This window comes from Bordetella tumbae (genome assembly GCF_054780995.1).
This window is the reverse complement of sequence record NZ_BAAGVG010000003.1, coordinates 180284-199657: the sequence shown is the minus strand read 5'-3', so window position 1 is coordinate 199657 and position 19374 is coordinate 180284. Positions and strand designations below refer to the sequence as shown.

Below are 19374 nucleotides of genomic sequence, written 5' to 3'. Positions count from 1 at the left end.
CAGGGTACGGTCTCATCAGAATCGGCAAGCCACAGCGTCGGGCCAACAATGGCCCCCAGCGCGCGGAAATCGTCAACCAGCGCCTGCTGGCGGCCAGGCCAAGCGGATCAGGCCCCATGCCAGACGGACCCGCTACCCGCACTCGCTCTGAACAATCACCGCTGCGCAGGCTACGCCAGCGATTGTCCCAAACGGCGCAGAAAGCTCTCGCAGGCGGCCAACTGGTCCAACGCCACGAATTCATCCGGCTTGTGAGCCTGCTCGATATGTCCGGGACCGCAGACTACCGTCGGAATCCCCAGCCCCTGAAACAGGCCGGCCTCGGTGCCATAGGCAACCTTGCGCGTGGCACGGTCATCGGTGAGCGCACGCACCAGTTGCGTAATCGCTGCCGCCTCGGAGGCATCCAGCCCGGGAGCCTGGGCCCCCGTCCGAATATCGATGCGCGCCCCGTCAAACTCCGCTCGCATGGCGGGCAGGAGCGTTTCCTGCACATAGCGTTCGATTTCCGCCTGAATCTCATCAGCCGGGGTCCCGGGCAAATTGCGAAACTCATAGGAAAATTCGCAGCGTTCCGGAATCGTGTTCACGGCGATCCCGCCCTGAATCAGATTGGTCGTCAACGTGGAATACGGCACATCGTAAAACTCGTCGTACGGGCCTTTGGCCTTGAAGGCGTCGGCCACCTCGCGAATCCGGCAAATCAACCGGGCCGCGTATTCGATGGCGTTGCAACCGCGCGGGGTCAACGAAGAATGCGCGGCCTTGCCCTGAACACAACAGCGGAACAGATTGATCCCCTTGTGCGCCACCACGACCTGCATCCCGGTGGGTTCGCCCACCACACACCCATCGGGCCGAATACCGCGATCGCGCAATTCGGCCAACATGACGGGTGCGCCTACGCAGCCGACCTCCTCGTCGTAGGAAAATGCCAAATGAATGGGCTTTTTGCGCGGCATGGCCAAGAACTCGGGCACCAGCGCCAGCGACGCCGCGATAAAGCCTTTCATATCGCAGGTGCCGCGGCCGTACACCAGGCCATTCGATTCGGAGAGCGTAAACGGATCGGTAGACCAATTCTGTCCATCGACCGGCACCACATCGGTATGCCCCGATAGCACAATCCCCCCCTGCTCGCCGCCATCACTGGCCGGTAAAGTGGCAAAGAGATTAGCCTTGCTGCCATCGCTGTTATGCGCCAACCACGCTTGCACCCCTTGCGCCTTGAGGTGGTCCCTCACGGTTTCGATCAATCCCAGATTCGAATTGCGGCTGGTGGTATCGATCCCCACCAAGGTTTCAAGCCAGGTGCGCGTATCCATGTGATGGCCCTTTAGGTATAAAGCATCAGTGTAGGCGAGAAATCGGAGATTTCCAGCCAGCGGTCCGGCCCCCGCCTAATATCGAACCGCAGAACTCACGCCAGGCACCTCGGACAGGGCTGCCAATGCCTTGTTCAGCGACTCGCCGCCGCGCACCTCGACCGTAAAAATCATGTGCGCCAACGACTGGCGGCTTTGAGTATTCACGCCCACCACATTCAACCTGAGACGCGCAAACACCTCGGACAAATCCCTCAAAAGTCCCGACCGATCGCGGGCGTGCACGCTGACAGCCACGGGGTAAAACGTTTCGGCGGTGTCGCCCCAGGCGACATCAATGATCCGCTCTGGTTCGCGCTCAGCCAAGGCCTGATAACTATGGCACCCCTTGCGGTGGATCGACACCCCGCGCCCACGGGTCACGAACCCGGCGATCTCGTCCGGTGGCGCCGGGCGGCAGCAGCGCGCCAACTGCGTGAGCAGTGATCCCACGCCTACGACCAGCACCCCGCTTTTTCCACTACGGGCCGCGCTGTCCGCGCTATGCGCGTGGGCCAGATCCGCGGCCTCGGGCTCTGCCTCAGGCGCGGGCTCCTGGAACACCGCATCGATCTGGCGCAGGCTGAATTCGTCTTTTGCAGCAGCCACATACAAATCGTCGGCCCGCGCAAACCCCAGATTCTGCGCCAGCTGCTCCAGATTGACCGCAGTCTTGCCCAGGCGCTGCAATTCCTTTTCCACCAACGCTTGGCCGGTATTGATGCGCTGCTGCAGTTCGATCGCGTTGAACCACATGCGCACCTTGGCACGCGAACGCGGACTGGCCAAAAAGCCCAACTGCGGATTCAGCCAATCGCGTGATGGGCCGCCCGATTTGGCAGAAATAATCTCAACCGTCTGGCCCGTCGACAAATGCGTCTGCAACGGCACCATCTGGCCATCGACGCGTGCGCCCCGGCAACGATGCCCCAGATCCGTGTGCAAATGATAGGCAAAGTCCACCGGCGTCGCGCCCTCGGGCAATTCGATCACGCGAGCCTGCGGCGTCAATACATAAATGCGCTCGTCCCGCCCTTGATTGGCCGGGCCCGGCGCCTGGACATCACGTGCACCGCGCGCCTTGCCGCCCGCCGCCTGCGGCGCCTCTGTGGCGGAACCTGGGTTGGCATCGCCGGCCTCGACATCGGTATTCCAGGCCAACAACTGCCGCATCCACGACAACTGACGGTCATAATCGCTGGACGCCGAGACTTGGCCGCCCTTGGCTCCCGCTTCCTTGTAGCGCCAGTGCGCCGCCATCCCATACTCGGCAAACTGATGCATCTCGCGAGTGCGAATCTGCACCTCGAACGGCCGGCCATCGTCGTCCGTCACCACCGTATGCAGTGAACGATAACCGTTAGGCTTGGGGCGCGAAATGTAGTCGTCGAACTCCTCTGACAGCGGTGTCCACATATCGTGGATCATGCCCAGTGCCGTATAGCAATCGCGCACATCGTCCACGATCACACGCAACGCCCGCAGGTCATAGAGTTGTGAAAACTCCAGCCCTTTCAGGCGCATCTTGTTCCAGATACTGTAAATATGCTTGGGCCGCCCGCTCACCTCGGCGGTGATCCCAGCCTTGGCCAACGCCGTCTGCAAACGCTCGATCGCCGCCTCGATAAAAGCCTCGCGTTCGACCCGTTTTTCTTCCAGGAGCTTTGCGATCTGCTTATAACGATCGGGCTCGAGAAAACGGAACGACAAATCCTCCATTTCCCATTTGACCTGCCAAATGCCCAGGCGATTGGCCAGCGGCGCATACAGATCCATGGTTTCTCGGGCGAACGCCACCGAGCAGGGTTCTTTCGAAGCAGCATGCCACCGTAAGGTCTGCAAACGCGAAGCCAGGCGCATCAGCACAATGCGCAGGTCGGCCGCCATGGCCAACAGCATTTTGCGCTGCATTTCTTTTTGGTCGCCGGTGTCGGCTTCGCTGTCGCTCGCGTGCCGTGCTACCAGTCCCAGGCGCAACAGCGCACGCGCCCCTTGCACCAGGCGAGCGATCTCGGAGCCGAACTCGGCCGCCAAGGGATCATTGCGCAAGGGCGGGGCCGGCGCCGACAAATCCGCCGGCAACGCAGCCAACAACGCCGCGATACGCGTTGCCACATCCGTTTGCAGCCCTGCCAAAATACGCACCACACCCGCCCCGTGAGCAGCCGAAGGCTCACCGGACACAGCGCGCTGATCAGCGAACTGGGGCAACGCCCAAGCGACAGCATGCTCTATGCGCGCGGACGCATCGGCATCCAGGCCGGCCCCAGCCATCTGGTGCCACGCGTCGTCAAAGGGCGAGAACGCATCAGAATCAGGAATTACGGACATCGCAAACGAAACGGACCAGCAGGCTAAGAAGCGAAATTTCCTACACTCTACACTAAGCCCGGGCGTGGTGACGGCTCTCCCACGCGGTTGATAAGGAATTTTGACTCATGTTGCGATGGCTCAAAGGCCGAGGCGCAGCCGCCTCGGCAGTCGCTCAAATGCAAGCTCGCATTACACCGGAACTCTGGCGCGACGTTCTGCAGGCCTATCCCTTCCTGGCAACCCTCGGCGCCGATGAAGCCGAACAGCTGCAAGCTCGCGCCGCCTGGCTTCTGGCCAGCAAAACCATGAACGGGGCACGCGGCCAGGTACTCAGCGACTTCATGCGCTTGTCTATTGCCGCCCAGGCCGCCCTGCCTATTTTGAATCTATCCCCCACCCTATACGAAGGCTGGGAAGAAATCATCGTTTACCCCGAAGGCTTCAGCATCCCTCGCACCCATCAGGACGACGCCGGCGTTGTCCACGAATACGACGAAGAAGCCGCGGGCGAGGCGTGGGAGGGAGGCCCCGTCATCCTTTCCTGGGCGGACACCCTGCCTGGCGACACCGCCTTTAATGTCATCATCCACGAGTTCGCCCATAAACTGGACCTGTCCTCGGGCGACGCTGACGGCATTCCGGACCTGAGCGCCCATCCCGGCCTGTCGCCACGCACCTGGCACCGCATCCTGAATAGCAGCCTGGACCAATTCACCGCAGCCCTGGACACGATCGAAGCCGCCATCCCCGGCGACATCGACCCTGAAAGCGACGCCGCCGCCCCCTGGTACAGCCAACTCCCCCTGGACCCCTACGCCGCCACCGACGAGGCTGAATTCTTCGCCGTCAGTTCCGAACACTTTTTTGTCGAGCCAGAACCACTGGCACAGGCGCTGCCCGACTGGTACGAGCTCCTACGTACCTACTACCGCCAAGACCCTCTGGCACGTGCAATGCGGGGAACGCACCGATGAAACAACTGCTCATCATTTGGCATTCTCGCACTGGCTACGCCGAGCAAATGGCCCAGGCATTGGCACGCGGCGCCGCCGACACGGCCCGAGCGCTCGAACAAACTGCGAGCATGCAAGTCCACCTTCAACGCGCACAGGATACATCGCCTGCCGACCTGCTCAATGCCGACGGGTACCTATTCTGCGCCCCTGAAAACCTCGCCAGCCTCACTGGCGAAATGAAAGAATGCCTGGACCGCTGCTACTACGGGGTCCTCGACCACATCCAGGGCCGTCCCTACGCCGGGGCCATCAGCGCCGGCACAGACGGCACAGGAGCGGCGCGCCAACTGGAACGCATCTGCACCGGCTGGCGCCTGCGAGCCATCGCACCACCCCTGATAGAACGCAACGGCGCCCAGACCCCGGCAGCCATCCTAGCCCCCAAGACCGCGCCTCAGGACACCCTCTCCCGCTGCGAAGAACTCGGCGGCCTGCTCGCGGCTACTTTGCTGGCGGGCGAACCTTGATTGGCATGCTGGGTGTCAAGAGGTGCAGGTGAGGGTTTGCAGTCGTGGGACAGAGTTGAGTACTTATGGACGTCGATGCGGGGCAGTGGCCGCGTGGGGGCTTCACGTGGCCGGTCCGGCGCCCTGCGCGCCGGACACCGTGTTCGCTCACCTCGTCCGCGCCTTCGCGCTCCCTCCGGTGTCCGCTCCACTCGACCACGAGGCGCCCCCACACGGCCACTGCCCCGCATCGACTCGCAGTAACTCAAACTCATCACATCGCTGGCACGGCTTTCTTGCTTGGCATTTTTCTGTATCGGCCTGGGTAAAGAGAAAGATCTTGCAGGGCTGCGATGAGCGGGGGCCCTGCACCCCCGCTCATCGCGTTCGGGATCTGCATGCACGGGTTGTTGCACCGTTGCTGGACAAAAAGATCTCTCGAGCTACATTGACGTGAAGCCACGGTGTAGCACTCACTGGCGAGATGTCACAGCATCACATCGCATTGCTTATCGCGCGATCACGGCATTCATCGTGTCGAGACGACAACGGGATGCCAAGCGTGAGGCACGTTATGTCTGAAGCGACACGGTGTCCCTCACCCCAGCGCCTTCCCCACCTTCAGAAGACGCCCTTACACCATACAAGCGAACACGGTGTCCGGCGCCCGCGCGCCGGACCGACTTTGTGAAGCCCGGCCGGGCCGATTGCCTCGGCTCGACGACCAACAGAACACCTACCTCGTCCTAAACACCAACAACACCAGCCAAAACAAAAAGAGCCATCGCGCATTCCACACGACGGCCCCTCACTACCTCAAAAGAAAGAAGCGCAGCCCCCCTCCTTAAGCAACAGCAGCAGTCACCACAATCTCAACCTTGTAATCAGGATTGGCCAACCGCGCCTCGACCGTGGCACGCGGAGGCGCATTGCCCGCCGGCACCCACGCATCCCAAGCCTTGTTCATGGCATCGAACTCTTTCATATTGGCCACAAAAATCTGCGCCATCAGAATCTTGGTCTTATCGGTACCAGCCTCAGCCAGCAAACGATCAATCGTCGCCAAAACCTGTGCCGTCTGCCCCGCCATATCCAGCGAAGCATCATCCGGCACCTGGCCAGCCAAATACGCTACCCCGTTGTACACGGCCATATCAGACAGGCGCTTTTCCACATTGACGCGCTTAATACCACTCATCAAACATCCCCAAAGAGTCAGTTAAAGAAATGCCCAGCCTTCAACGGCCCGGCAAAAAAAACACGCCTGCGGCAAAAAACGCCACTCGCTCAAGCCGGCGGCAATTGAAACACCTGGCGCAGATACGCCAGATACGCCGGATCGTCGCACATCGTCTTCTCTGGCGCATCCGAGACTTTCGCCACCGGCTGGCCATTGCATCGAACCATCTTCATCACAATCTGCAGCGGCTCGTGACCCAGATCATTCGTCAGATTCGTACCGATCCCGAACGACACCTTGCAACGCCCCGCAAACTGCCGCGCCAGCTCGATCGCGCGCGGAAAAGTCAGCGAATCGGAAAACACCAATGTCTTGGCGCGCGGATCGACACGATTGTTCCGATAATGCTCCAACAACCGCTCGCCCCACACGAACGGATCGCCCGAATCATGCCGCGCACCATCGAACAGCTTGCAGAAATACATATCGAAATCACGCAAGAACGCGTCCATGCCATAGACATCCGATAGCGCGATACCCAAATCGCCCCGGTACTCTTTCGCCCAGACCTCCAACGCATACACCTGCGAATCGCGCAGCCTCGCCCCCAATGCCTGGCAGGCCTGCAAATACTCGTGGCCCATGGTGCCCAGCGGCAACACATTGTGCTCCATCGCCAACAGCACATTGCTTGTGCCCGCAAAATGCTTGCCCATCTGCGCTTTCATCGTCGCCACGATTTCCTCGTGCCACTGCTTGGAAAAGCGCCGGCGCGTCCCATATTCGGCCACCCGGAAATCCGCCAACGCGGGATCATCCAACACCAGATGCATTTTCGACTGCAGGCGTTTGCGGCCTTCTGCCCAATCCGGATCCCGGCGGGTATTACGGAAATACACTTCGTTCACAATGGCCAGCACCGGGATCTCGAACAAGATCGTGTGCAGCCACGGGCCTTTCACCGTGATCGATATCTCGCCGGGCTGATCGCCCTCGCCGATGAAAATGCAGCGCTCGGGCAAGTGGAACAAGCGCAGAAAATCCACAAAATCGCTCTTGATAAAGCGCAATCCGCCCAAGTACTGCAGCTCGGCATCAGTAAACCGCAACTGGCATAGCGCGTGCACCTCGGCGCGGATCTCATCCAGATATGGCTGCAAATTCACGCCGGGCGTGCGGCATTTATAGCGATATTCGACCTGAGCAGCGGGAAAGTGATGCAACACCACCTGCATCATGCTGAATTTGTACAGATCGGTGTCAAGCAGTGAAGTAATGATCATGATGACGCGCGTCGAGCGCGCAGGGGTTCGTCAAACCGATTTTTTTCCACACCATAGCATAAGCAGCCCCCTGCACCCTCCTCCAGCCAGAGGCCCCGCCACTACCGCAGCCAGGGTTATCATCGCCTCGATGGGCCGCATGTGGGTAAAATCTTAGGAATTCAAAAAAGCTGTTGCTTGTCCGCGGAGCCCCGAATGACCCACGTCGTTACCGAAAACTGTATCAAATGCAAGTACACCGATTGCGTCGACGTGTGCCCGGTAGACTGTTTCCGCGAAGGCCCCAACTTCCTGGTGATCGACCCCGACGAGTGCATTGATTGCGCAGTCTGTATCCCTGAATGCCCTGCCAACGCCATCTACGCCGAAGAAGACGTACCGCAGGACCAGGTACAGTTCATCGCGATCAACGCCGAGTTGACGCCCGAATTCGCCCCCATCAGCCGCGCGAAAAAACCGCTGCCCGATGCCGACGACTGGAATGGCAAGGAAGGCAAGCTCGAGCTCCTGGAAAAATAGGCCGGGCCCGGCCGCGCTACTCGCGGCCGCACGCCCGACTACGTTCTAGATGACAGAATCCAAGTACACGCGCCAAACCGTCACCCATGTGCAGACATGGGTCCCCGAAAAACTGTTCTCGGTACACGTGACCCGCGATCCGGCCTTTACGTTCCAGGCCGGCCAATTCGCACGCGTGGGGCTGCCTGAGGCGAACGACCCAGACGGCGAACCCACGCTGTGGCGCGCCTACTCCATGGTCTCCGCCCCTCACGAGGACCGGCTCGAGTTCTATTCCATCGTGGTGCCCGACGGGCAGTTCAGCCCACGGCTGGCGCAACTGCGCCCGGGCGATGCCCTCTACGTCGACAAAACGCCCTTTGGCTTTCTGACCATCGAACGATTCCCCCAGGGCGGCGACCTGTGGCTGCTGGCCACGGGAACGGGCCTGTCAGCCTATCTATCCATCCTGCGCGATCCTGCTACGTGGCAGGCATTTCGACGCATCGTTCTGGTCCATGGCGTGCGATCCGCCAGCGAGCTGGCCTATCGAGACGAGATCGAAAACTGGTCGCAGCAGCCCGCCTACGCGGACTATTTCAAAGAAGATCCGCGCAAACTGATCTACCTGCCTATCGCCACGCGCGAGACTATCCCAGGCATGCCTCAGGCACGGCTGACGACCTTGATCGAAAACGGCGGTCTCGAGCAGCTCGTCGGCCAGCCCCTGGACGCCCAGCAGTCCAAGATCATGCTGTGCGGCAACCCCGCCATGCTGAGCGAGGCCCGCAAACTGCTCGCGGCACGCGGATTTGCGCCCGGCCGGCGCGGGATTCCCGGTAATTTGGCCGTCGAGAATTATTGGTGACCTGCCTTTTCAGGCAAAATGTTGTTTTTTAGGGACAAAATTCGCGCTTTTGCGCCCGACTTGCCAGACGAATTAGATATATCCTTACTCGAAATAGTAATAATCAATTCGACGTCTGGACGCGCTCCGACGGATAGTCCGGTTCATTCATGGACGCCTTGGCCAGCTCTGCTGCCCTTGCTCAGTTAAAGGACCCTCGCCTAGATGCTGTATCACTTACATGAAATGCAGCGAGCATTCCTGACGCCTCTCGCCGCATTCACCGACGCCAGCTCGCAATTATTTTCCAACCCGTACAGCCCGCTGGCCTACACGCCGCTCTCGCGCCAACTGGCGGCCAGCTGTGAATTGATGCACCGGCTGGGCAAGGAATATCAAAAGCCGGCCTGGGGACTGCCCGCCACCGAGATCGACGGCAAACACGTCGAGGTCAAAGAAACCGTCGCCCTGGCACAGCCGTTTTGCCGCCTCGTGCATTTCGAGCGTGCCGTGCGCCGCAACGATCCGCGCGTGCTGCTTGTCGCCCCGCTGTCCGGCCACCACGCGACCCTGCTGCGCGACACCGTCCGTGCGCTGCTGCCCAATCATGAGGTCTACGTCACCGATTGGGTCGATGCGCGCATGGTCCCGATGGCGGCTGGCCCCTTTCATCTGAACGACTACGTCCGTTATATCCAGGAATTCATCCGTCATCTGGGCCCAGACGTTCATGTGATCTCGGTCTGTCAGCCGACAGTGCCCGTCCTGGCGGCCGTGTCGCTGATGGCCACCGCGGACGACGCCCATCAGCCGCGCAGCATGGTCATGATGGGCGGCCCCATCGATCCCCGCCAATCCCCCACTCAGGTCAATCGCCTGGCCACGACCAAGCCCTATTCCTGGTTCGAAAGCCAACTGATCGACACCGTGCCTGCCCGTTATCCGGGCGCTGGCCGGCGGGTCTACCCCGGCTTTCTCCAGCATGCCGGATTCGTGGCGATGAATCCTGATCGCCATCTGAAATCCCACTACGATTTCTACCTGGACCTGCTGCGCGGCGACGACAGCGATGCCGAGGCCCATCGGCGCTTCTACGACGAATACAACGCCGTACTGGACATGCCCGCCGAGTTTTATCTGGACACCATACGCATCGTGTTCCAGGAATTCCAACTGCCCAACGGTACCTGGACGGTCGGCAAACAGACGGTCAAACCTGCCGACATCAAGCACACCGCGTTGCTGACCATCGAAGGGGAACTGGACGACATTTCCGGCCAGGGCCAGACGCGCTCAGCGATCTCGCTATGCAGCGGGATTCCGGCGGCACGCAAACAGCACTACACCGCGAAAGGCTGCGGCCACTACGGCATTTTCTCGGGCCGGCGGTGGCGCGAGCTGATCTGTCCTAAAATTGCGGAGTTCATCCGTCAGGCATAGCCCTGACGTGTAACGATCATGTCCTGTCTTACCCTTGCCGACCGTATCGACGCCTTGCTGCCTCAGACACAGTGCACAAAGTGCGGCTACGACGGCTGTCAGCCTTATGCCCAGGCGATTGCCGATGGCGCAGCGCCCATCAATCGTTGTCCGCCAGGGGGTGACGATGGCATTGCCGCCCTCGCCGCGTTACTGCACACGGCCGTCCTGCCGCTGGATCAGACTCGCGGCGAGCCCGGCCCGCTGCTGGTCGCGCGCATCGACGAGGCGCATTGCATCGGCTGTACGCTTTGCATACGCGCCTGTCCGGTCGATGCCATCGTGGGCGCCAACAAGCGCATGCACACCGTGCTCACCGACTGGTGCACAGGTTGCGACCTCTGCGTTGCTCCGTGCCCCGTGGACTGCATCGACATGGTGCCCGCCAATCGGGCCTGGACATCGGCCGATGCAGACGCGGGCCGCCAACGTCATCGGGCGCGGCAATTGCGCCTGGCGCGCGAAACGGCGCACAACGAGCGGCTCATGGCCGCATCGGCTGAATTAGACAGCCCTGCGCCTCTAGCCGCCGCACAGCCTCCAGCCATCAGCACCGACGACGAAACGCGTAAACGCTCGGCCATCGAGTCCGCCCTGGCGCGCGCCCGCGCACGCCGTACCGCCTCCACTTAAATATGAACGCTGCAAAACGCCGGGCCATTTTTGAACGCCTCAAAGCTGCCAATCCGCACCCTACGACCGAGCTCGAATACGACACGCCCTTTCAATTGCTGATCGCGGTGCTGTTGTCGGCCCAGGCCACCGACAAATCCGTCAACATCGCCACGCGCAAATTTTTCCCGCGCTACGGTACGCCCAAAGCGATAGCCGACCTAGGCGAAGAAGGATTATCGGAATACATCAAGACCATCGGCCTCTATCGCACCAAGGCAAAAAACGCGATCGCCACCTGTAAGCTGCTGCTCGAACACCACGGTGGCGAGGTCCCACAAACACGGGAAGCCCTCGAGGCCCTGCCCGGGGTCGGCCGCAAAACCGCCAACGTCGTACTCAATACTGCCTTTGGTCAGCCGACCATGGCAGTCGATACGCATATCTTTCGGGTATCCAATCGCACCGGCATCGCGCCGGGCAAAAATGTGCTCGAAGTCGAACACAAACTAGTCAAATTCGTCCCCGCCGAATACATGCAAGACGCCCACCATTGGCTGATTTTGTTGGGTCGTTATATCTGCGTCGCACGCAAACCCAAATGCCCGCAATGCGGCATTGCAGATTTGTGCGAATACAAACATAAAACCCCGCTGCAATAATGCAGACATAACCCTGCCATCCCTTTGGATGGCAGGGTTATTTGCTTGTTACCGTTGATTATTCCAGGTATTTGGGCAGCGCATTGTCGGCTGGCCGACAATGCGTAATGCCGCATTGCAATACCTATGAAAAACCCTCATGGAATTTTCAACCGTAGATGCGCATACTCGCCGCAACTCTTAAAAAAGATAATGCGGGTGCCGCGAGTATGGATGACATAATCCTGGAGACAAAGGGCCTCACGAAAGAATTTCTCGGCTTCGTTGCCGTCAACGGGGTGAACCTGCGCGTCAAGCGCGGGCAAATCCACGCGTTGATCGGCCCAAACGGTGCAGGCAAAACCACCTGCTTTAATCTGCTGACGAAATTTCTCGCCCCGACCAAGGGCCAGATTCTCTTTAACGGCACTGACATCACCCGCGACCGCCCTGCGCAAATTGCGCGGCGCGGCATTATCCGCTCATTTCAGATTTCGGCCGTATTCCCGCACCTGTCGGTCCTGGAAAACGTACGCATCGGCCTGCAGCGCAAGACAGGCTTGTCATTTCATTTCTGGCGTAGCGAAAAACAACTGAATTCGCTCAATGCAGCGGCGCTCGCGCTGCTGGAACAAGTCGACCTCGGTGCATTCGCCAACGAAATCACAGTCAATTTGCCTTACGGCCGTAAACGCGCACTCGAGATTGCGACGACATTGGCCATGGAGCCCGAACTCATGTTGCTGGACGAGCCCACGCAAGGCATGGGCCACGAAGACGTAGACCGCGTGACCCAACTAATCAAACGCGTCAGCCAAGGGCGCACGATCTTGATGGTCGAGCACAACATGAACGTCATCTCGTCCATCGCCGACACCATCACCGTGCTGGCACGCGGCGCGGTGCTCGCAGAGGGCCCCTACGCAGAGGTGTCGCGCCATCCCGCAGTCATGCAAGCGTATATGGGCACCACGGAAGGAGCATTGCAAGGAGCACACGCATGAGTACGCTCGCCCTCGAAATCTCCGGCTTGCAAGCCTGGTACGGCGAATCGCATATTCTGCATGGCGTAGATATAAAGGTAGGCCAAGGCGAAGTCGTCACCCTATTGGGGCGCAACGGTGCAGGCCGTACCACTACCCTGCGTGCGATCCTCGGTTTGACGGGCTCACGTAAAGGCTCGGTACGGATCCATGGCACCGAGGCCATTGATCTGCCCACCTACAAGATCGCGCATTTAGGCGTCGGCTACTGTCCCGAAGAACGTGGCATCTTTGCCAGCCTGTCGTGTGAAGAAAACCTGCTGTTGCCTCCCCCGGTTGGCGGCGCGTTGGGTGGAGGCATGTCGTTGGCCGAAATCTACGACATGTTTCCCAACCTGCAAGAACGCCGCAATTCGCCAGGCACGCGCCTATCCGGCGGCGAGCAACAAATGCTGGCCGTTGCACGCATCCTGCGCACGGGTGCCAATCTGCTGTTGCTGGATGAAATATCCGAAGGGCTTGCCCCCGTCATCGTGCAAGCCCTCGCCCGCATGATCACCGCCTTGAAACAACGCGGGTACACCATTGTGATGGTCGAGCAGAACTTCCACTTTGCGGCGCCGTTGTCTGATCGTTTCTATGTCATGGAACATGGCCAGATCGTCGAGCACTTCGAAGCCCATCAACTTCAAGAGAAACAGGATACGCTGAACGAACTGTTGGGCGTATAAGAATCCTGTCGTTCGCCGCATTGACGGCATCCATAAAAGAGAAGCAAAGGAGTCATCCCATGAAGCTGCATCACATCACTGCCGTGCTGGCCCTGGCGGGTCTGGGATTGGCCGGGCTACCCGCCCAGGCACAAGGTATCTCCGGCGATGTCATCCGCATCGGTTTCATCACTGACATGTCGGGCGTCTATTCCGACATCGACGGTCCGGCCGGCGTCGAAGCCATCCGCATGGCGATTGCCGATGCGGGCGGTGCGATCAATGGCAAAAAAATCGAGCTCGTCACCGCAGACCATCAAAACAAAGCCGACATTGCCTCGAGCCGTGCGCGCGAGTGGTTCGACCAACAAGGCCTGGATGTCCTGATCGGCGGCACCAACTCCGCCACCAACCTGGCCATGGCAGCCGTTGCAGCAGAAAAGAAACGCCCCTTTATTTCCATCGGCGCGGGTGCATCGGACCTGACCAACGCACAATGCACCCCGTACACCGTGCACTATGCCTACGACACCGTCGCATTGGCACGCGGCACGGGCTCGGCAGTCGTGAAAAACGGCGGCAAGAGCTGGTTCTTCCTCACGGCTGACTATGCGTTCGGCCATGCGCTCGAACGCGACACCAGCGCCGTGGTCAAGGCCGCCGGCGGCGAAATCAAAGGCGCAGTGCGCGCACCGCTGGCCACTGCCGATTTCTCGTCATTCCTGCTGCAAGCCCAAGCCTCCGGCGCTCAGATCCTGGGCCTGGCCAACGCGGGCGGCGACACGATCAACTCGATCAAAGCCGCCAATGAGTTCGGCGTCACGCAGACCATGAAAATGGCGGGACTGCTGATCTTCATCAACGACATCCATTCCTTGGGTCTGCAAGCCACGCAGAACATGTACCTGACCGATAGCTGGTACTGGGATCAATCCGACGCAGCCCGCGCCTGGTCGAAGAAGTTCGAAGAAAAGGTCAAACGCAAGCCTTCCAGCCTGCAAGCCGCCGACTACTCCTCGGTCGCCTTTTACTTGAACGGCGTCAAGGCCACCGGCACCGACGACGGCGATGCGTTGATGAAATGGATGAAGTCCAACAAGATCAACGATTTCTACGCCAAAGACGGCTACGTGCGCGAAGACGGCCGCATGGTGCACGAAATGTACCTGATGCAGGTCAAGACCCCCGCAGAATCCAAAGGCCCGTGGGACTACTACAAGGTCGTTGCCAATCTCCCAGGCGACGAGGTCTACACCAAGCCCTCGGAATCAACCTGCAAACTCATCAAGAAGTAATCCGCTGATCCTCGAGGCGCCCTGACCCTCTACCCGAGCCAGGGTGCCTCGAATCAGCACGCATCCATCCGAACGCGCAGGATTCTTGCCACATGACTGATTTATTCGGCATACCAATACAGGCCTTGCTGGGCCAATTGCTTCTGGGCCTGGTCAATGGCTCGTTCTATGCCATGCTGTCCCTGGGTCTGGCTGTCATCTTCGGACTGCTCAACGTCATCAACTTCGCGCACGGCTCGCTGTACATGCTGGGGGCATTTGTCGCGTGGATGGGGTTGTCGTACTTCGGCCTGAACTACTGGGTCATGTTGATCCTGGCGCCGATCGTCGTGGGCCTGTTCGGCATCATCATCGAAAAACTGCTGCTCAAGCATCTCTACAAACTCGATCACCTCTACGGGCTGCTGCTGACCTTTGGCTTGACGCTCTTGATCGAGGGATTGTTCCGCAGCTTTTACGGCGTATCGGGCCAGCCCTACCCCACGCCCGACGCCCTGCGCGGCGCGACGAATCTGGGCTTCATGATCCTGCCCAACTATCGCGGCTGGGTCGTGATCGCGTCGATCACCGTGTGCATGGCCACCTGGTTCGTCATCGAACGCACCCGTCTCGGTGCCCTGCTGCGCGCCGGCACGGAAAACCCCAAACTCGTCGAAGCCTTTGGCGTAAACGTACCGCGCATGGTTACCCTGACCTATGGTTTCGGTGTCGCCCTGGCCGGCTTTGCAGGCGTACTCGCCGCACCGGTACTGCAAATATCGCCCCTGATGGGTTCGAACCTCATCATCGTCGTCTTCGCCGTGGTGGTGATCGGCGGCATGGGCTCAATCCTGGGCGCCATCGTCACAGGCCTGGGACTCGGTGTGATTGAAGGCCTGACCAAAGTATTCTGGCCCGAGGCTTCGAGCACCGTCGTATTCATCATCATGGCCATCGTCCTGTTGCTTCGCCCCGCCGGGTTGTTTGGGAAAGAGAAATGAATCGCCAATTACTCTGCTACGCGGCGGCGGCCATCATTGTGGCCCTGTTGCCCTACGTGGGCGTATATCCCATCTTTGCCATGAAGGTGATGTGCTATGCACTGTTTGCCTGCGCCTTCAACCTGCTCTTGGGATACACCGGCCTGCTCTCATTCGGCCATGCCGCATTCCTGGGCAGCGCAGCCTATGCAGCGGGACATGCCATCAAGATATGGGGATTCCCCACCGAACTGGGCCTGATATTCGGCACCGCTGTCGCCGCCGCACTCGGCCTTGTCATGGGCTTGCTGGCCATTCGCCGCAGCGGCATCTATTTCGCGATGATCACGCTGGCCCTGGCGCAGATGGTCTTTTTCTATTTCCTGCAGGCGCCCTTCACCGGTGGCGAAGACGGCCTGCAGCGCGTCCCGCGCGGCACACTGCTGGGCTTTATTGACCTGAGCAATGACCTGAATCTCTACTACGTGGTGATGGGGATCTTTGCGATCGGCTACTTCATCATCTGGCGCACCGTCCATTCGCCATTCGGCCAGGTACTGCAAGCACTGCGCGAGAACGAGCCGCGCGCCTTGTCATTGGGCTATGACGTAGACCGGTTCAAACTGCTCGCTTTCGTTTTATCGGCCGCGATCGCCGGCCTCGCAGGCGCAACAAAGACACTGGTGTTCGTATCCGCCACACTGTCCGATGCGACGTGGCAGATGTCGGGGCTGGTGATTCTGATGACGCTGGTCGGTGGGCTGGGAACATTGACCGGTCCTATTCTGGGAGCCTTTATCGTTGTGCTCCTGGAAAACAAAGTCGGCGACTTCGGGCGGTTCATGGCCAACGTAACGGGCAATGAATGGTTCCTGCGACTGGGTGAATCGGTCACGATCGTCATTGGCCTGATTTTCATCATCTGCGTGCTGGCGTTCCGGCGTGGCATTGTGGGGGAATTGCAGGCGTTTGTGGCTCGGCGGCGGGTTTCTTCTTCGTAGAACGTTCGTTTGTATGGATCGCCGGATTTGGAGCGTTTGCTGATGCCGGTGTTGAGTTCTTTAGGCGTCCCGGGTGCGTGCCTGAGTGCGGCGCCGGGCCTATCGCGCGGACTCGGCCCGTCACCAGGGGCCTCGGCCCGCTTCGCGGGCTAAATCCGCGCTCAACGGCCCGGCGCCGCACTCAGGCACGCACCCGAGACTCACAATAGAGATGAACATCGGATGCGAACTGGCCATGGCCAGTTTTTTTATGATGCTCGACGTCCAGCATCCGATGCCAGCAGACATTACGAGCATTCGGTCGGTGTGCAAAAGCCGCGCCGGCCCGTTGAGCGACGGGTAGTCCCCGAAGGGGACCTCGGCGCCTGGTCTTGCGCCGAGCCGTTGCGATAGGGCCGGCGCGGCTTTTGCACACCGACCGAATGCGCCTAAAGAACTCTACTCATCGCAAGCAACCGCCCTACTCAACGACATCCCCCACCAAACGCCCGCAAGAACACTTCCACACTCTCCCGCACATGCTCATGCACCCCCGCCTGTAGCTCCCGCGCCGCACTAGCATCAAACAACGCCGTCATAGCAACATCCCCCCGCACAATAGACAGAAACGTCTGCGCAGCAAACTGAGGATCCGGACAGGAAAGCTCGCCCTTCTGCGACGCCTGCAACAACATCTGCGCCACACTGTCCCGCAACGGCGCCCGAAAGTCTTGATTGATAATGCGGCCCAGCTCCGGAAATCGCAACGTCGCAGCAATAATGGCGCGAAAGAAAAACACATGATCCGGCATCGTCGCCGCGCAAATCACCGTATTGCCGATCTCGAGCAACTTATCCCGGATAGGCCGGCTCTCGTCCTCGCTAGTCGACATGATGGTCGCGCGCAGCGTCGTGACCTCACGCTGAATGACCGCGACAAAGACCTGTTCCTTCGTAGGGTAGTACGCGTAGAGCGTGGCCTTTGAGACCTCGGCTTGTGCAGCGATCATGTTCATCGTCGCTCCCTCAAAGCCATGCTGCAGGAACAGATCACGCGCAGCATGGATGACCTGCTCTTGCTTGCGCCCCAACACGTTCGTGGGCATCGCGGACTGCGTCATTGCGCCAGCTCCGATTTTCCGAGACCGGCATTATCGTGCGAATCTCCCTTATTCTCGATCGGTTCAGATGGCGCAACATGCCCAGCATTCCCAATAGAACCGACCGGCGGTACCATCTCCCCCGGTTGCGCATCATCCTGCCAACCTCCCCCCAAGGCCTTGTACAAAGCCACCAGGTCTGTCGTCACCTGTAGATTGGCCTCCACCCAAGCTTGACGGGACTCATCCAATCGCGACTCTGCAGACAACACATCCAGAAAGCTGCCCAATCCACCCCGGTACGCATCACGGGCGAGTTCGAAAGCCTCCTGGCCCGCATCTACCGCGCGTTGCAGAGAATCGCGCTTGACCTGATCGCTGCGATACGCGACCAATGCGTTCTCTACATCTTGCAGCGCGGTCAGCACGGTTTGCCGGTAGTTCAACGCCATCTCGGCTTGCTGGGCTTTAGCAAGCTTCACATTTTCGACCAAGCGGCCGCCCTGAAAAATGGGTAAAGACACGCTGGGACCGATAGACCAGAACCGGCTGGCCCACCGCCCGATGTAGTCGCCATCGGTGGCACGCGTACCGAATTGCCCTGACAACGAGACATCGGGAAATAGCTGCGCGATCGAGACACCCGTTTGTGCCGTCGCGGCATGCAGCTGGGCTTCGGCCTGACGTACGTCGGGACGGCGGCGCGCCAACGTCGATGGCACTCCCACAGGCACCATTTGCGGTACGGCAGGAATGGCTGCCGGCGCACTGAGCTCGGCATCCAACGCCCCTGGCGTCAATCCTAACAGTACCGCCAACGCATTGGATGCCTGGCGTTCTTGCCGCTCGGTCGAAGGCAAACGCGACTCCAGCTGCGCGAGTTGCGTCTGCTGGTTCGCAACATCCATTTGACTTGCCAGTCCTGAACGCTGGCGGCTCTGTGTCAGATCCAACGTATCGCGTGCGACATTCAACTCATTCTGCAAAACTTGCCGCATCGCTTGTGCGCCGCGTAGTTGCGCATAGGCCTGTGCCACCTCGGCTTGCAGGCTGACCAAGGCATCGTTGCGGCTTTCTATGACTGCATCCGTTTGAGCCTGGGCAGCCTCTTCGGCACGGCGCACACGGCCGAACAGATCCAGCTCCCACGAGGCATCAAAGCCCACCTGGAACAAGCCCGTTGGCTGGGTAATTTGATCAAGCACGTTTGACGCGCCGTCATAGTCCTTGGCCTTGTCATACGCGCCGTTAGACTGCAACAAGCCTTTCAACCCCAGCAACTGCCGGTTGTAGCTGGCGTTGGCGCTGATACTGGGCAATCCTGCCGCGCCCTCCATCTGGGTTTGCGCTCGGCCTTGCGCGATCCGCAGCACAGCCATACGCAGGGTCAGGTTGCCCGCGATGGCGCGGTCGATCAGGCTGTCCAGCACTGGATCATTAAAACCTCTCCACCAACGCGGGTCCGGTTCGGACTGCATGGTCACCGAAGACGCAGCCGCTGAGGGATGCGCCGTATCGTTGAACTGCGCCGGCGCCTGAGAATCCGGTTGATGATAATCGGGCCCTACCGCGCAACCTGCCAGCGCGAGAGCCAGCAGCGCACTCGCGCCTCGCGGCGTAAGACGATGAAAATGACGGAGCATACGTGATGAATGATGAATAGCCATG

The 19374-nt window shown here is 60.0% G+C and carries 18 protein-coding genes; 12 read left to right on the top strand and 6 right to left on the bottom strand.

Features of this window, described 5'->3' with window-relative positions:
* Nucleotides 1-170: 170 nt before the first annotated feature.
* Nucleotides 171-1325, bottom strand: coding sequence for an acetylornithine deacetylase (gene argE, locus ACYVI2_RS02450; RefSeq protein ID WP_415821742.1), 1155 nt, complete (start codon nt 1323-1325; stop codon nt 171-173).
* A gap of 75 nt (nt 1326-1400) precedes the next feature.
* On the bottom strand, nt 1401-3695 hold the full coding sequence (locus ACYVI2_RS02445) for a RelA/SpoT family protein (RefSeq protein ID WP_415821741.1): 2295 nt from the start codon (nt 3693-3695) through the stop codon (nt 1401-1403).
* A gap of 107 nt (nt 3696-3802) precedes the next feature.
* On the opposite strand from ACYVI2_RS02445, the gene ACYVI2_RS02440 reads away from it, so the two are divergent.
* Entirely contained in the window at nt 3803-4651 is an 849-nt protein-coding gene (locus ACYVI2_RS02440; protein WP_415821740.1) for a M90 family metallopeptidase, read from the top strand.
* Entirely contained in the window at nt 4648-5160 is a 513-nt protein-coding gene (locus ACYVI2_RS02435) for a flavodoxin family protein (RefSeq protein ID WP_415821739.1), read from the top strand. Before ACYVI2_RS02440 ends, ACYVI2_RS02435 begins: the two co-directional genes overlap by 4 nt.
* A gap of 823 nt (nt 5161-5983) precedes the next feature.
* Here ACYVI2_RS02435 and ACYVI2_RS02430 read toward each other — a convergent pair.
* Nucleotides 5984-6337 carry a RidA family protein gene (locus ACYVI2_RS02430; protein WP_415822516.1) on the bottom strand — a complete coding sequence of 118 codons (354 nt, stop codon included), beginning with the start codon at nt 6335-6337 and terminating at the stop codon, nt 5984-5986.
* A gap of 89 nt (nt 6338-6426) precedes the next feature.
* A complete protein-coding gene (pncB, locus tag ACYVI2_RS02425; protein WP_415822517.1) occupies nt 6427-7602 on the bottom strand; it encodes a nicotinate phosphoribosyltransferase in 1176 nt (391 codons plus the stop codon).
* A gap of 195 nt (nt 7603-7797) precedes the next feature.
* On the opposite strand from pncB, the gene fdxA reads away from it, so the two are divergent.
* The 10 genes from fdxA (at nt 7798) to ACYVI2_RS02375 (ending at nt 16627) form a co-directional block, all read left to right on the top strand.
* Entirely contained in the window at nt 7798-8121 is a 324-nt protein-coding gene (fdxA, locus tag ACYVI2_RS02420) for a ferredoxin FdxA (RefSeq protein WP_415822519.1), read from the top strand.
* 49 nt (nt 8122-8170) lie between these two features.
* Nucleotides 8171-8968: a ferredoxin--NADP reductase gene (locus ACYVI2_RS02415; RefSeq protein ID WP_415822521.1), complete on the top strand. Its 798-nt coding sequence runs from the start codon at nt 8171-8173 to the stop codon at nt 8966-8968.
* Nucleotides 8969-9172: 204 nt separating this feature from the next.
* Nucleotides 9173-10387, top strand: coding sequence for a polyhydroxyalkanoate depolymerase (locus tag ACYVI2_RS02410; protein ID WP_415822522.1), 1215 nt, complete (start codon nt 9173-9175; stop codon nt 10385-10387).
* Nucleotides 10388-10405: 18 nt separating this feature from the next.
* Entirely contained in the window at nt 10406-11059 is a 654-nt protein-coding gene (gene rsxB / locus ACYVI2_RS02405; RefSeq protein ID WP_415822523.1) for an electron transport complex subunit RsxB, read from the top strand.
* Between the two features lie 2 nt (nt 11060-11061).
* Nucleotides 11062-11700 carry an endonuclease III gene (gene nth / locus ACYVI2_RS02400; protein WP_415822525.1) on the top strand — a complete coding sequence of 213 codons (639 nt, stop codon included), beginning with the start codon at nt 11062-11064 and terminating at the stop codon, nt 11698-11700.
* Between the two features lie 209 nt (nt 11701-11909).
* On the top strand, nt 11910-12683 hold the full coding sequence (locus ACYVI2_RS02395; RefSeq protein ID WP_415822526.1) for an ABC transporter ATP-binding protein: 774 nt from the start codon (nt 11910-11912) through the stop codon (nt 12681-12683).
* Entirely contained in the window at nt 12680-13393 is a 714-nt protein-coding gene (locus ACYVI2_RS02390; RefSeq protein WP_415822527.1) for an ABC transporter ATP-binding protein, read from the top strand. The genes ACYVI2_RS02395 and ACYVI2_RS02390 overlap by 4 nt, the downstream gene beginning before the upstream one ends.
* Before the next feature lie 59 nt (nt 13394-13452).
* Nucleotides 13453-14667 (top strand): ABC transporter substrate-binding protein, encoded by a 1215-nt coding sequence (locus ACYVI2_RS02385; RefSeq protein WP_415822529.1) that lies wholly within the window; start codon nt 13453-13455, stop codon nt 14665-14667.
* A gap of 92 nt (nt 14668-14759) precedes the next feature.
* A complete protein-coding gene (locus tag ACYVI2_RS02380) occupies nt 14760-15647 on the top strand; it encodes a branched-chain amino acid ABC transporter permease (RefSeq protein ID WP_415822530.1) in 888 nt (295 codons plus the stop codon).
* Nucleotides 15644-16627, top strand: a complete 984-nt coding sequence (locus ACYVI2_RS02375) for a branched-chain amino acid ABC transporter permease (protein WP_415822532.1) — start codon at nt 15644-15646, stop codon at nt 16625-16627. Before ACYVI2_RS02380 ends, ACYVI2_RS02375 begins: the two co-directional genes overlap by 4 nt.
* A 464-nt stretch (nt 16628-17091) precedes the next feature.
* On the opposite strand, the gene ACYVI2_RS02370 is transcribed toward ACYVI2_RS02375, so the two are convergent.
* Both ACYVI2_RS02370 and ACYVI2_RS02365 read right to left on the bottom strand, forming a co-directional pair.
* Nucleotides 17092-17727 carry a TetR/AcrR family transcriptional regulator gene (locus ACYVI2_RS02370; RefSeq protein ID WP_415822209.1) on the bottom strand — a complete coding sequence of 212 codons (636 nt, stop codon included), beginning with the start codon at nt 17725-17727 and terminating at the stop codon, nt 17092-17094.
* Nucleotides 17724-19373 (bottom strand): efflux transporter outer membrane subunit, encoded by a 1650-nt coding sequence (locus tag ACYVI2_RS02365; RefSeq protein WP_415822210.1) that lies wholly within the window; start codon nt 19371-19373, stop codon nt 17724-17726. Before ACYVI2_RS02365 ends, ACYVI2_RS02370 begins: the two co-directional genes overlap by 4 nt.
* Nucleotide 19374: the final 1 nt, after the last annotated feature.